General features: G+C 54.5%; 11 protein-coding genes. 8 read left to right on the forward strand and 3 right to left on the reverse strand.

The window, feature by feature from the left end:
• Window positions 1-178 precede the first annotated feature (178 nt).
• Window positions 179-1,363, forward strand: coding sequence for a NupC/NupG family nucleoside CNT transporter (locus tag AC2FC2_RS21890; protein WP_209640141.1), 1,185 nt, complete (start codon window positions 179-181; stop codon window positions 1,361-1,363).
• A gap of 32 nt (window positions 1,364-1,395) precedes the next feature.
• Here AC2FC2_RS21890 and AC2FC2_RS21895 read toward each other — a convergent pair whose 3' ends face one another.
• Window positions 1,396-1,830 (reverse strand): DUF3574 domain-containing protein, encoded by a 435-nt coding sequence (locus tag AC2FC2_RS21895; protein ID WP_209640144.1) that lies wholly within the window; start codon window positions 1,828-1,830, stop codon window positions 1,396-1,398.
• 296 nt (window positions 1,831-2,126) lie between these two features.
• Here AC2FC2_RS21895 and AC2FC2_RS21900 point away from each other — a divergent pair, with 296 nt between their 5' ends.
• Complete coding sequence (locus AC2FC2_RS21900) at window positions 2,127-2,744, forward strand: trimeric intracellular cation channel family protein (protein ID WP_209640147.1); 618 nt, start codon at window positions 2,127-2,129, stop codon at window positions 2,742-2,744.
• 6 nt (window positions 2,745-2,750) lie between these two features.
• Here AC2FC2_RS21900 and AC2FC2_RS21905 read toward each other — a convergent pair whose 3' ends face one another.
• The gene (locus AC2FC2_RS21905) at window positions 2,751-3,641 is read right to left on the reverse strand and encodes a LysR family transcriptional regulator (protein ID WP_265556772.1); all 891 of its coding nucleotides are present in this window, start codon (window positions 3,639-3,641) and stop codon (window positions 2,751-2,753) included.
• Between the two features lie 116 nt (window positions 3,642-3,757).
• Between AC2FC2_RS21905 and AC2FC2_RS21910 the strand changes: the two genes are divergently transcribed.
• Window positions 3,758-5,314, forward strand: coding sequence for an MFS transporter (locus AC2FC2_RS21910; RefSeq protein ID WP_490659900.1), 1,557 nt, complete (start codon window positions 3,758-3,760; stop codon window positions 5,312-5,314).
• Window positions 5,315-5,321: 7 nt separating this feature from the next.
• Here the strand turns inward: AC2FC2_RS21910 and ligB are convergent, their stop codons facing one another.
• Window positions 5,322-7,025 carry an NAD-dependent DNA ligase LigB gene (gene ligB, locus AC2FC2_RS21915; RefSeq protein WP_490659901.1) on the reverse strand — a complete coding sequence of 568 codons (1,704 nt, stop codon included), beginning with the start codon at window positions 7,023-7,025 and terminating at the stop codon, window positions 5,322-5,324.
• 284 nt (window positions 7,026-7,309) lie between these two features.
• Between ligB and gmk the strand changes: the two genes are divergently transcribed.
• The 5 genes from gmk to recG are packed head-to-tail and all read left to right on the forward strand — an operon-like array spanning window position 7,310 to window position 13,173.
• A complete protein-coding gene (gene gmk, locus AC2FC2_RS21920; protein ID WP_041415115.1) occupies window positions 7,310-7,933 on the forward strand; it encodes a guanylate kinase in 624 nt (207 codons plus the stop codon).
• A gap of 54 nt (window positions 7,934-7,987) precedes the next feature.
• Complete coding sequence (rpoZ, locus tag AC2FC2_RS21925; protein ID WP_004953385.1) at window positions 7,988-8,263, forward strand: DNA-directed RNA polymerase subunit omega; 276 nt, start codon at window positions 7,988-7,990, stop codon at window positions 8,261-8,263.
• 19 nt (window positions 8,264-8,282) lie between these two features.
• Window positions 8,283-10,394 carry a bifunctional GTP diphosphokinase/guanosine-3',5'-bis pyrophosphate 3'-pyrophosphohydrolase gene (gene spoT, locus AC2FC2_RS21930; RefSeq protein WP_209640156.1) on the forward strand — a complete coding sequence of 704 codons (2,112 nt, stop codon included), beginning with the start codon at window positions 8,283-8,285 and terminating at the stop codon, window positions 10,392-10,394.
• 5 nt (window positions 10,395-10,399) lie between these two features.
• A complete protein-coding gene (gene trmH / locus AC2FC2_RS21935) occupies window positions 10,400-11,095 on the forward strand; it encodes a tRNA (guanosine(18)-2'-O)-methyltransferase TrmH (protein WP_209640160.1) in 696 nt (231 codons plus the stop codon).
• Complete coding sequence (recG, locus tag AC2FC2_RS21940; RefSeq protein ID WP_490659902.1) at window positions 11,092-13,173, forward strand: ATP-dependent DNA helicase RecG; 2,082 nt, start codon at window positions 11,092-11,094, stop codon at window positions 13,171-13,173. Before trmH ends, recG begins: the two co-directional genes overlap by 4 nt.
• The last annotated feature ends 2 nt before the right edge of the window (window positions 13,174-13,175 follow it).

Here is a 13,175-nt window from a genome sequence, read left to right on the forward strand (position 1 = left end):
TACGTGGGGATTGGCATTGTTTATGAAAAACTGTGACTAAGAGGCCATGGAGGGTCATTGGCAACGTATCTCGCTGGCTGAAAGTATTTTATTCCAATTATCACCCAAGGTAATGAAAGGCGGGCCAAGCTGTGGCTAAATGTGTTTTTTCCTGCCCGTTTAGCCGTACGGACTCTTTATGCCACAAATTCTGCAATTTATTTTTGCCCTGGTGGTGATCATCGCCCTGGCGCTGCTGGTCAGCAACGACCGTAAAAAAATACGCCTGCGTTATATTATTCAGCTTCTGGTCATTGAAGGCGCACTCGCCTATTTCTTTCTGCATTCCGAAAGCGGTCTCGGCGTCATCAAGCACGTCGCTGGCTTCTTTGAAACACTGCTGACATATGCCGCGCAAGGCTCTGATTTTGTGTTTGGCGGTATGAGCAAAGACGGACTGGCATTTATCTTCCTTGGTGTTTTGTGCCCGATTATCTTTATTTCCGCGCTCATCGGTATTTTGCAGCATTTCCGCATTTTGCCGCTGATCATCCGCCTGGTCGGCACCTTGCTGTCCAAGGTTAACGGCATGGGCAAGCTGGAGTCGTTCAACGCCGTCAGCACGCTGGTGCTTGGGCAGTCGGAAAACTTTATCGCCTACAAAGGCATCATCGGTGATATTTCGCCACGCCGCATGTACACCATGGCAGCAACCGCCATGTCGACGGTATCCATGTCTATCGTGGGTGCCTATATGTCGATGATCGATGCGCAATATGTGGTCGCGGCACTGATCCTCAACATGTTCAGTACCTTTATTATTCTGTCGATCATCAACCCTTATCAGTTGGACGATGAACCTGAGCTAAAACTGAACAAGCTGCATGAGGATCAGAGCTTCTTCGAAATGCTGGGTGAATACATTTTAGCGGGCTTCAAGATCGCGATGATTATCGCTGCCATGCTGATTGGCTTTATTGCGCTTATTTCTGCGGTAAATGCTTTATTCTCCGCCGTGTTCGGCATCAGCTTCCAGCAAATTCTGGGCTACATATTCTACCCATTAGCTTGGCTGATCGGCATTCCAGCACCTGATGCGCTGCGTGCTGGCAGCATTATGGCGACGAAACTGGTAGCCAATGAATTTGTGGCAATGATCGAGCTGAAGAAAATTGCAGCGGAAATGTCACCGCGGGGCCTGGGTATCTTGTCGGTATTCCTGGTGTCCTTCGCCAACTTTGCTTCAATCGGCATTGTCGCCGGGGCGATCAAAGGGCTTAACGAGCGACAGGGCAACGTGGTGTCTCGTTTTGGTCTGAAGCTGGTTTACGGTTCAACGCTGGTTAGCCTGCTTTCAGCGGCCATCGCCGGGCTGGTGCTGTAAACAAACCTCCCGGCCTGCGGGCCGGGGGGCAATCAGAACGCTACGCACACTGGCGCGTCCACGCGCATCACGGAATCCTGCGCAAACTGTTGCTTATAGCTGCTTCGCAGCGCCTCTATATTGGTTTCACTTTCATTACCCGACGCATGAATCAGCATCAGCGCTTTGCTGTTTTCACGTGCCAACTTGCCGTCATGACCCAACCATTGCCCTTTAGCGTCAAATACCGACAGCCCGTCTTTAAAGCGTGGCGTCACCTGCCGATCAACAAAACTCTGCCACTCTGCAGCACCAATCGCCGGCCCGGTCGGGCGATTCAGGCCGAAATAAAGCGTCGTCTGCGTCATGGGATCGCCCACACGGCAGCTCGCCACTTTTTGCGGCGCACTGTGCTGAACCGGAGCAACACAACCGTTCAAGAAGAAGAGCGTCGCTACGGCCGTCATTAGCAGGGGGGTTCTTTTCATTTTATCTTCATGTTCCTCATTATTGAGTATCATTAACCTGGAGATGCACCATCAGCACACCGCTGCGTGATCACATGCAAGAAGCATAGTTAGCAACAGAAACTAACGCGAAATACCTAATGCTTCTATGAATAAATAAAGCTGATTAAAGGCGATAAACCAGTAAAGTAAAACGCGAAAGGATTAATTAAAGTAATCCGAAATGTCATCAGTTAGAAAAACTCAGTAGCGACAGACCCCGCAGGCGATTACCCTTTCACCATGACACTCATTCCCGCCCATCCTGTGAATACCTTATGTTATTGAGCATTCTTTATATCATCGGCATCACTGCCGAAGCCATGACCGGCGCATTGGCTGCTGGCCGTCGTCAAATGGATATGTTTGGCGTAATCATTATCGCTTCGGCCACGGCAATCGGCGGCGGTTCAGTGCGCGATATGCTGCTCGGGCATTTCCCGCTGGGATGGGTAAAACATCCTGAATATATCGTTATCGTTGCGATTGCTGCGATTGTGACCACCTGGTTTGCACCGTTAATGCGGCACCTGCGTCGGTTGTTTCTGGTGCTGGATGCCGTTGGCCTGATTGTATTTTCAATCATCGGTGCGCAAGTTGCTCTGGATATGGGCCACGGCGCCATCATCGCGGCCATTGCCGCCGTGATCACCGGCGTATTCGGCGGTGTACTGCGTGATATGCTCTGCAACCGTATTCCGTTGGTATTCCAGAAAGAAATCTACGCCGGTATTTCCTTTGCCGCAGCCTGGCTATACATCGGCCTGCAACACTTGAGTCTGCCGCATAATATGGTGGTAATCATCACCCTGGTTGCTGGTCTCAGCGCCCGGTTGATCGCCCTGCGTTTTCGTCTGGGTCTGCCGGTATTTAATTATCAGCACCCGGACCATTAACCGGGTTCAGCGCAGCGGCAACATATGCTGTGCCAGGTAGTCGACGAAGACTCGAACCTTGGGCAGCATATGTCGGTTTGACGGCCATAGCGCGGAGAAAAACCCCTGTTCCTGCGTGTGTTGCTCCAACACGGGAACCAGCCGCCGTGCATCAACTGGCTGACATAGCGTAAAATCCGGCAGATAAGCGATGCCCAACCCTTCTTGGGCGGCATGAATCAGCGCTTCAATGCTGTTAAAACTCAGCGTCACCGGTATTCGAAGGGAAACAGGCTCACCCTCTGACAGGTTCCACGCCTGCAGTTGCTGGCCACCCGGGTAGCGGTAACGTAAGCAGGCATGGTTAAGCAAGTCTTCAGGCCTCTGGGGCATGCCACGGCGCTGGAAGTACTCCGGTGCCCCCGTCAGTATCAGCCGGAACGGCCCCAATCTGCGAGCCATCAGCCGAGAGTCCGCCAGCTCGCCACCGCGCACCGCCACATCAATGCCTTCAGCGATCAGATCTACTATCCGGTCATTAAAGTCCACATCCAACTCCACCTCGGGATAAAGCGCGGTAAACTCAGAAAGCAGCGGCACCAGCATCCGATAGCCAACCGCCGGCATACTCACCCGCAGCTTGCCACGTGGCGCATCAGAGATCCTGGCCATTTCAGCCTCGGCATTTTCAATTTCACTAACAATGCGCTGGCAACGTTCAAAAAAAAGGGCGCCTTCGTCGGTCAAATTGATGCGACGGGTGCTGCGGTTAAACAACCTGACGCCCAATGACTCCTCCAGCCTGGCTACGCTTTTCCCTACCGCAGAAGCCGATACGCCTAACCGTTCACCAGCGGCAACAAAGCTGCGTAGCTCGGCAGCGCGAACAAACGCCAATAAACCGCTGAGGCTGTCCATAGAGGCTCCAATTAGAGAGTTATTGTCCTTAAAGAGTGGAATAAAGCCCCATTTTTAGCCAATTAAATCCACCCTATCATCCAACCCAGCCAACAATGCTTTAGCTGGAGCTAACCATGACTAAACCTCTGAGCCTTCCAGAGCCCCACCCAACGCTGCCTGCTCACCCCCAGCGCTGGATCATCCTGTTCTCTGTTTGCCTGGCGGGGTTAATCATGCCGATTAACTTTACCGGGCCGGCAGTTTCTCTACCTGCTATCGCCACCAGCCTGGGCGGCAGTGCAGTGGCCCTCAACTGGGTCACTAACGCCTTTATGCTAACTTTCGGCTGCAGTCTGATGATCGCCGGTGCGCTCGCCGATCGCTTTGGTCGTAAACGCATATTCGTCAGTGGCCTAGCGGTACTGACGCTGAGTTCACTGATCATGCTGGCGGTTCGGGACATTATTGCCTTTGATCTGATCCGCGCCTTGCAAGGCTTTGCCGCAGCGGCAGCATTTGCCGGAGGAACTGCAGGCCTGGCGCAGGTATTTGATGGCGCTGAACGTACCAAAGCCTTCAGCCTGCTGGGCACTACGTTTGGCGTCGGGCTGGCATTTGGCCCGGTGATGGCCGGTTTTTTGGTACAGCACTTTGGCTGGCACTCGATTTTTACCAGCGTGTCGTTACTCAGCGCCATCGCCCTGGCGACCGGCACGCGCTATATGCATGAATCGCGCGATCCGGCGGCAGCCAAACTTGATTGGCCCGGCGCGGTGGCCTTCACCCTGGCTTTGACGCTGTTGACTTACGCCATCATTCAGGCTCCCGAAAGCGGCTGGAATAGCCATGGGATCATCGCGCTGTTCTGTAGCGCGCTACTTTCAATGCTGGCCTTTGTTCTGATCGAACGCCGTGTGCGCAGACCGATGCTCGATCTGTCTTTATTCCGCTATCCACGCTTTGTCGGCGTGCAGTTTCTGGCCGCCGCCCCTGCCTATTCTTATGTTGTGCTGCTGGTTTTACTCCCGTTACGCTTTATTGGCATCGAGGGCTACAGCCCCCTGGATACTGGCATCATTATGCTCGCACTCTCTGCGCCGCTATTAGTGTTACCGATGCTGGCTGGCTTACTAGCGCACCGCTTTTCCGCCGGCATCATTGCCAGTGTGGGCTTACTGATCTGCGCCTTCGGGCTGGTAGGGTTGGCTCAATATGCACCAGGACAGCCATTTTATAGGCTGATCCTGCCGTTACTGATCATTGGTTGTGGCATCAGCCTGCCCTGGGGCCTGATGGATGGCCTGGCGGTCAGCGTGGTGCCGAAGGAACGCGCAGGCATGGCCACCGGTATTTTCAGCACCATTCGGGTCGCGGGCGAAGGCATCGCACTGGCCGTCGTGGGTGCCTTGCTGGCGACCTTGGTTGAACGGCATCTGCCAGTCATGCCACTGGCCGACACTGTCGCCGGGGCACACCGGTTAGCGATGGGCGATCTGCCCCAGGCCGCGGCACTGCTGAAGATAGATGCTGTAGCGTTAAAGCAGAGCTACGAAGCTGCGTTTCATAGCTTGCTGTATATTCTAGCCCTGTTGGCAGCCATATCCGGGGGCATCGTTTTTGTTTTTCTACGCCATACCTCACCGTCCCCGATGGCAACGTTGAAGTCCATTGCCGACGAACCTGCAGAGTAATGTCACATCACTGGATATTGGCAAAGCCCTCAATTTCTTGGGATGCCAACGTACCGATCAGATCCAGAACTGGCGGATGCTGGAAAAACTCGACAATTTGTTGTGCCCTTTTAGCGCCGATACCCGCTACTTTACGCCACGCATCAGGGGATATTTGCTGGGTCTGATGCCAATTTTTCAGCGTCATCGCTTGCTGCGGGGACAGCGGTGCACCTAAAGCAACCAGCCAACGCGCGAAAGACTGCTGCCGCGCCAGCTGAAATTGCCGGTGAATACTCTGTCCGCGCTTGTCGCCTATGCCGGGGGTCAACATCAGTTGCTCCTGCGTCAGCACCAACCAATCCAGCAGGTGTCGTACCAATCCCCGGTCAATCAGCGTCCGCCAGGTAGATTCACTGACACCTCGAAGATTCAGCCCCTGCGGGCCACTTAACCACGCCAACCGGGCAAGAAATTGCTGACGGCAATCAGGCTGCCAGCTGAAACAACTCAACGGATGGTAACGTTCAGCGGATGGGGCACTGGGCACCGACCTATCCGTTCCCCGCCAGACCACGTTATTAAGATGCGGAATGCCGTGCCCCATCAGGCTGATCGTGACCTGATCGCCGGGTACAATCGCCAACTGCCGCCAACGGGGTAAGGAACCGAGGTTCACCCGTGTTACCCATTTATCGTCCATCCTGAGGGGCTTTAGCCTTAACACAACGGCAATTTTTCCGGTGCGGCCAATATTGAAATCAACGCCATTGACCCGCGCGACCTGCTGTGTCGGTGGATACTTCCAGGCGACGGCCCAACCACCGGGTTTCGCTTGCCAGTAACGACCACTCGGTGAGCTAGCCTGATGAATCACCACACCATCGGTGACGAACGGCAACGCGGCTTGATACCAACGTGTGCGCCATTGTTGCACCTCGGCTAATGAGTTCACCGGCTGCGAGTAAGCCAGTGCCAGAGGAAAGCCCATTGCAGCAAGCTGTCCTAAACGCTGCGCCATGTCCTGCGGACCGTCTGGCCAAGCCCAGACAAACAGACCAATCTGCTGCAGTAGTGGCGAGAGCTTATTTTGCATCAGAGCTCCAGCGACCTTGGCCCGGGCGTTGAGACCACCACTGAGTTTTTGTTGGTGATCGTTCATCATCAGAAACAGCTCTCCCTGCAGCACCAGCGTCTGTGGGGCATTCTTAATGCTGGCAGGCACCGCCGGTATAGCCCGCACCTTTTCCAGCCAGTTTTCGCCTTTCAGTCCGTTTCCCCGGCTAATCGCCGACGTTAATTTTCCGTCACGATAAACCAGCGTGATAGCGACGCCGTCCACTTTTGGCTGAACCCAGAGATCGCGACGGCCATTTACCCACTGGGCCACAGCCGCAGAATCCGGCAGTTTGCGCAACCCGGTATGCGCAACGGGATGCGGGACCTTGCCCGGAACCAAAAGCGGAGTGAACTCATCTGCTGGCGCTGTCCCAGCACAACGTCGCCATATCTGCAGTTTTTTCTGCAGACCGTCATACACCTCATCTTCAATTAAACTGTTGCCCTGCTGGTGATACGCCACATCCCAACGCTCAAGCTGGTTTTTTAGCGTACTAATCTCCAGTTGCAGCCGCTCTGGCCGCCACGTTGGGCAGTTTTCCGCCCACAGGTCTCCACTGAATACCAATCCGCACAGCAGAGTCATTCCGATACGCCCGGCACCTTTGTACATTGTGCACCTCCCTGATAACCGGCAGTAAAACCACAACGTCAGGAGGCGGCAATGCCCAATCAGCCGTTCCACAAAGCAGCTCGAGAAAGATTTGGCACATTGCAGAAAACCGAAGAAATTTAGCGATACGCTGCGCAAACCTGCCGGTTTGAGGTTTTTTCAGCACAAAGAGACGGGCAAAATGCGAGCTAACGCTGCACCCGACGCGTTAGCCGTGTATACTGTGCGGAGAAAATACACATCCGCTGTTATTGGCATATCAACCGCTATCAACGAACATCATCATGGCTCAAGGCACGCTTTATATTGTCTCTGCCCCTAGCGGCGCAGGGAAATCAAGTCTGATTCAGGCTTTGTTAAAGACGCAACCGCTGTACGACACACAGGTTTCGGTTTCGCACACCACGCGCGACAGCCGCCCGGGTGAACAACATGGCGATCATTATTTCTTCGTCTCAAAAGAAGAATTCTGCCGAATGATTGAGCAGGATGCGTTTCTTGAGCACGCCGAAGTGTTCGGTAACTATTACGGTACGTCACGTGCGGCTATTGAACAGGTGCTGTCGACCGGCGTAGACGTTTTCCTGGACATAGACTGGCAAGGCGCACAGCAAATCCGCGCCAAAATGCCGCAAGCGCGCAGCATCTTTATTTTGCCGCCGTCAAAGGAAGAACTTGGTCGTCGCCTGCGTGGCCGCGGACAAGACTCTGATGAAGTGATCGCCAAGCGCATGGCGCAAGCTGTGGCAGAGATGACACACTACGCGGAGTATGATTATTTAATTGTGAACGATGATTTCGATCTGGCCCTGTCCGATCTGAAAACCATTATTCGCGCCGAACGCCTGCGTTTAGGCCGCCAATTACTGCGGCATGACGCTTTAATCAGCAAACTATTGGCAGACTGAAGACAGTTTCAGTATTATGCCCAGTCTTTTCGTCACCTGTGGAGTAGCACAAATATGGCACGCGTAACTGTTCAAGACGCTGTAGAGAAAATTGGTAACCGTTTTGACCTGGTGTTGGTCGCTGCTCGTCGGGCACGTCAAATCCAGACTGGCGGTAAAGATGCACTTGTTCCTGAAGAAAACGACAAGTACACCGTTATCGCACTGCGCGAAATCGAAGAAGGCCTGATCACCAGCCAGATCCTCGATGTTCGTGATCGTCAGGAACAGCAAGAGCAAGAAGCCGCTGAAATTCAAGCGGTTACCGCGATTGCTGAAGGTCGTCGTTAATTAGACTGCGAGTCTGCCTTTGTACCTGTTTGAAAGCCTGAATCTGCTGATTCAACGTTACTTGCCTGAGGAGCAGATTAAGCGCCTCAAACAGGCATACCTCGTTGCACGTGATGCTCACGAGGGACAGACACGCTCCAGCGGTGAGCCCTACATTACTCACCCGGTCGCCGTGGCCTGTATTCTGGCGGAAATGCGTCTCGATCATGAGACGCTGATGGCAGCCCTGCTGCACGACGTCATCGAAGACACCCCGGCCACCTATCAGGATATGGAACAGCTATTCGGCAAAAGCGTCGCCGAATTGGTTGAAGGCGTATCCAAGCTCGACAAACTGAAATTCCAGGATAAAAAAGAAGCTCAGGCGGAAAACTTCCGCAAGATGATCATGGCGATGGTGCAGGATATCCGCGTCGTGTTGATCAAGCTGGCCGACCGTACGCACAACATGCGCACCCTCGGTTCGCTACGCCCCGACAAACGGCGGCGTATCGCGCGTGAAACCCTGGAAATTTACAGCCCTCTGGCCCATCGTCTGGGTATTCACCACCTTAAAACCGAGCTGGAAGAGCTGGGCTTTGAAGCGTTGTACCCAAACCGCTACCGCGTCATCAAAGAAGTGGTGAAAGCCGCACGCGGTAACCGTAAAGAGATGATCCAGAAGATTCTCGCCGAGATCGAAGGTCGGTTGACCGAAGCCGGTATTCCTTGCCGCGTCAGCGGTCGGGAAAAACACCTGTATTCCATCTACCTCAAGATGCACCTGAAAGAACAGCGTTTCCATTCAATTATGGATATTTACGCGTTCCGTGTAATCGTGAAGGAAGTCGATACCTGCTACCGCGTACTGGGCCAGGCTCACAGCCTGTATAAACCACGCCCGGGTCGGGTAAAAGACTATATTGCCATTCCCAAGGCCAACGGTTATCAATCGCTGCACACTTCATTGATCGGCCCACATGGTGTGCCGGTAGAGGTGCAGATCCGTACTGAAGATATGGATCAGATGGCCGAAATGGGGGTTGCCGCGCACTGGGCTTATAAAGAAAAAGAACAGGGCGAAACCGGCACGACGGCACAAATCCGCGCTCAGCGCTGGATGCAAAGCTTGCTGGAACTACAACAAAGTGCCGGCAGCTCGTTTGAATTTATCGAGAGCGTCAAATCCGATCTGTTCCCAGATGAGATTTACGTTTTCACCCCAGAGGGGCGCATCGTTGAATTGCCTGCAGGGGCCACACCGGTCGATTTCGCCTATGCGGTGCACACGGATATTGGCCATGCCTGTGTCGGTGCACGCGTCGATCGCCAGCCGTATCCGCTGTCGCAGTCACTGACCAGCGGCCAAACGGTCGAAATCATCACGGCCCCGGGTGCGCGACCAAACGCCGCCTGGCTCAACTTTGTTGTCAGCTCAAAAGCACGCGCCAAAATTCGCCAGATGTTGAAAAACCTCAAGCGCGACGACTCAGTCGGCCTCGGCCGTCGTTTGTTGAATCATGCACTGGGCGGCAGTCGCAAACTGGCAGAGATCCCACAAGAGAATATCCAACACGAGTTGGATCGCATGAAGCTGGCGACGCTGGACGATCTGCTGGCAGAAATTGGCCTGGGTAACGCCATGAGCGTTGTGGTAGCGAAAAACTTGCAGGGTGACCAGTCCAATCTGGGGTCATCCTCCGGGGTTCGTAACCTGGCGATCAAGGGTGCCGATGGCGTGCTGATCACCTTCGCAAAATGCTGTCGACCGATTCCGGGTGACCCGATCATTGCCCATGTCAGCCCAGGAAAAGGCTTGGTGATCCACCATGAATCCTGCCGGAATATCCGCGGCTACCAAAAAGAGCCTGAGAAATTCATGGCGGTAGAATGGGATAAAGACATCGAGCAAGAATTTATCGCCGAAATCAAAGTGGACATGTTTAACCATCAGGGCGCGCTGGCCAACCTGACGGCGGCCATCAATGCGGCTGAGTCCAATATTCAAAGCCTGAATACCGAAGAAAAAGACGGTCGGGTTTACAGCGCCTTTATCCGCTTGACCACCCGTAATCGTATTCATCTGGCAAATATTATGCGTAAAATCCGTATCATGCCGGATGTCATTAAAGTTAACCGTAACCGAAATTAGCGCCTATGAGCCCTGAACGCTATGCGCGGATTTGTGAAATGCTGGCTACCCGGCAGCCGGATCTGACGGTCTGCCTGGAACAGGTGCATAAACCGCATAACGTCTCCGCCATTATCCGCACCGCCGACGCCGTCGGCGTGCATCAGGTGCATGCAGTATGGCCAACCACACGCATGCGTACCCTGGTTTCCTCCGCAGCGGGCAGTAACAGCTGGGTTAATGTAAAAACCCATCGCACCATCGCCGACGCGGTGACCCACCTGAAAGCTCAAGGTATGCAAATTCTGGCGACTAACCTGTCAGATCGTGCCGTGGATTTCCGCGAGGTGGATTACACCCGCCCTACCTGTGTGTTATTGGGCCAGGAAAAAACCGGTATTACCGAAGAAGCCCTACAGCTTGCCGATCAGGACATCATTATCCCGATGATCGGTATGGTGCAATCACTCAACGTCTCCGTCGCCTCAGCACTGATCCTGTATGAAGCGCAACGCCAGCGACAAAATGCCGGTCTGTATCGCCGCGAGCACAGCATGCTCGATGAGGAAGAACAGCAGCGCCTGTTGTTTGAAGGTGGTTACCCGGTGCTGGCCAACGTGGCAAAACGTAAAAAACTGCCGCGCCCGCACATTGACGAACAAGGCCAAGTGATCGCCGATGCCGAATGGTGGGCAACCATGCAAGCCACGGTACGCAAATGAAAGGCCGCCTGCTGGATGCTGTCCCACTCACCACACTTTCCGGGGTTGGTGCCAGCCAGGCGGGAAAACTGGCCAAAATTGGCCTGGAAACCATTCAGGATCTGCTGCTCCACCTGCCGCTACGCTACGAAGACCGCACCCGGCTTTATCCAATTAACGACCTGCAGCCGGGCATTTTTGCCACGGTAGAAGGCGAAGTTCTGCGTACTGACATCAGTTTTGGTCGTCGACGCATGCTAACTTGCCAGATCAGTGACGGCACCGGCTTGCTCACCATGCGCTTCTTTAACTTCAATGCGGCGATGAAAAATAGCCTGGCAACAGGCCGTCGCGTAACCGCCTATGGTGAAGTTAAACGCGGTAATCATGGCGCAGAAATTATCCACCCGGAATACCGTATTCAGGGGGAAAACAGCGAGGTTGAGCTGCAAGAATCACTGACCCCGGTCTATCCAACCACCGAAGGCATACGGCAGGCCACGCTTCGCAAGCTGACCGATCAAGCGCTGGAATTGCTGGATACCTGTGCGATTACCGAGCTGCTGCCATCGGAGTTGAGCGGTGGCTTAATGAGCCTGCCGGAGGCGTTGCATACTCTGCACCGCCCACCGCCGGATATCCAATTGGCAGATTTGGAGCTGGGTAAACACCCCGCACAAAAACGCCTGATCATGGAAGAGCTGCTGGCACATAACCTCAGTATGCTGGCGGTACGCGCCGGTGCGCAAAGCTATCAGGCGCTCCCCCTGATGCCGGACGACCGGCTTAAAAAACAATTCCTCGCCCAACTGCCCTTTGCCCCCACCGGCGCGCAAGATCGCGTGGTGGCCGACATCGAGGCCGATTTGCAAAAAAGCTTCCCGATGATGCGGCTGGTGCAGGGCGACGTTGGCTCAGGCAAAACGCTGGTCGCGGCATTAGCGGCACTGCGCGCTATCGCCCACGGCAAGCAGGTGGCATTAATGGCACCTACCGAACTGCTGGCCGAACAACACGCCAACAACTTCCGCCAGTGGTTTGAACCCTTGGGATTAGAAGTCGGCTGGCTGGCGGGTAAGCAAAAAGGCAAGGCGCGCATCGCGCAACAAGAAGCGATTGCCAGCGGGCAGGTCTCCATGGTGGTTGGTACCCACGCCATCTTCCAGGAACAGGTACAATTTTCCGGCCTGGCGCTGGTGATCATCGATGAGCAGCATCGGTTTGGCGTACACCAGCGCTTAGCGCTGTGGGAGAAAGGCGAAGAGCAAGGTTTCCATGCCCACCAGTTGATCATGACTGCCACGCCAATCCCTCGCACGCTGGCGATGACGGCCTATGCCGATCTCGACACATCGGTCATAGACGAACTGCCACCGGGCAGAACGCCGGTCACGACCGTCGCCATTCCGGACACCCGGCGTGCCGATATCATTCAACGGGTAAAAAGCGCCTGTATGGAAGAAGGGCGGCAGGCGTACTGGGTTTGTACACTGATAGAAGAGTCTGAGCTGTTGGAAGCTCAGGCGGCGGAAGCCACGTGGGAAGAATTGAAAACCGCGCTGCCAGAGCTGAAAGTGGCGCTGGTGCACGGACGCATGAAAGCACAAGAGAAGCAGGCGGTAATGCAGGCCTTTAAACAAGGCGAACTGCAACTGTTGGTGGCTACGACGGTGATCGAGGTGGGTGTTGACGTGCCAAATGCCAGCCTGATGATCATCGAAAACCCAGAGCGGTTGGGGCTGGCACAGTTGCATCAGTTACGTGGCCGTGTGGGCCGTGGCGCTGTGGCATCACACTGTGTTCTGTTGTACAAGACGCCGTTAAGCAAAACCGCTCAGCAGCGCCTGCAAGTACTGCGGGACAGCAATGACGGCTTTGTTATTGCCCAGCGCGATCTGGAAATTCGTGGGCCAGGCGAGCTCTTGGGCACACGCCAAACCGGCAGTGCAGAGTTTAAAGTGGCTGACTTACTGCGCGACCAGGCGATGATCCCGGAAGTACAACGCGTAGCCCGCCATATCCACCAACAGTACCCGGAACATGCCCGCGCGCTGGTTGAGCGCTGGTTACCTGAGAAAGCTCGCTACTCCAACGCCTGACA

Source organism: Serratia sp. CoH_122_TC_1 (assembly GCF_058191755.1).

Coding starts and splice junctions, on each gene's coding strand:
- trmH (WP_209640160.1), top strand. CDS start 10,400: ATGAGCCCTGAACGCTATGCGCGGATTTGTGAAATGCTGGCTACCCGG.
- AC2FC2_RS21910 (WP_490659900.1), top strand. CDS start 3,758: ATGACTAAACCTCTGAGCCTTCCAGAGCCCCACCCAACGCTGCCTGCT.
- AC2FC2_RS21905 (WP_265556772.1), bottom strand. CDS start 3,641: ATGGACAGCCTCAGCGGTTTATTGGCGTTTGTTCGCGCTGCCGAGCTA.
- recG (WP_490659902.1), top strand. CDS start 11,092: ATGAAAGGCCGCCTGCTGGATGCTGTCCCACTCACCACACTTTCCGGG.
- AC2FC2_RS21895 (WP_209640144.1), bottom strand. CDS start 1,830: ATGAAAAGAACCCCCCTGCTAATGACGGCCGTAGCGACGCTCTTCTTC.
- ligB (WP_490659901.1), bottom strand. CDS start 7,025: ATGTACAAAGGTGCCGGGCGTATCGGAATGACTCTGCTGTGCGGATTG.
- AC2FC2_RS21890 (WP_209640141.1), top strand. CDS start 179: ATGCCACAAATTCTGCAATTTATTTTTGCCCTGGTGGTGATCATCGCC.
- rpoZ (WP_004953385.1), top strand. CDS start 7,988: ATGGCACGCGTAACTGTTCAAGACGCTGTAGAGAAAATTGGTAACCGT.
- gmk (WP_041415115.1), top strand. CDS start 7,310: ATGGCTCAAGGCACGCTTTATATTGTCTCTGCCCCTAGCGGCGCAGGG.
- AC2FC2_RS21900 (WP_209640147.1), top strand. CDS start 2,127: ATGTTATTGAGCATTCTTTATATCATCGGCATCACTGCCGAAGCCATG.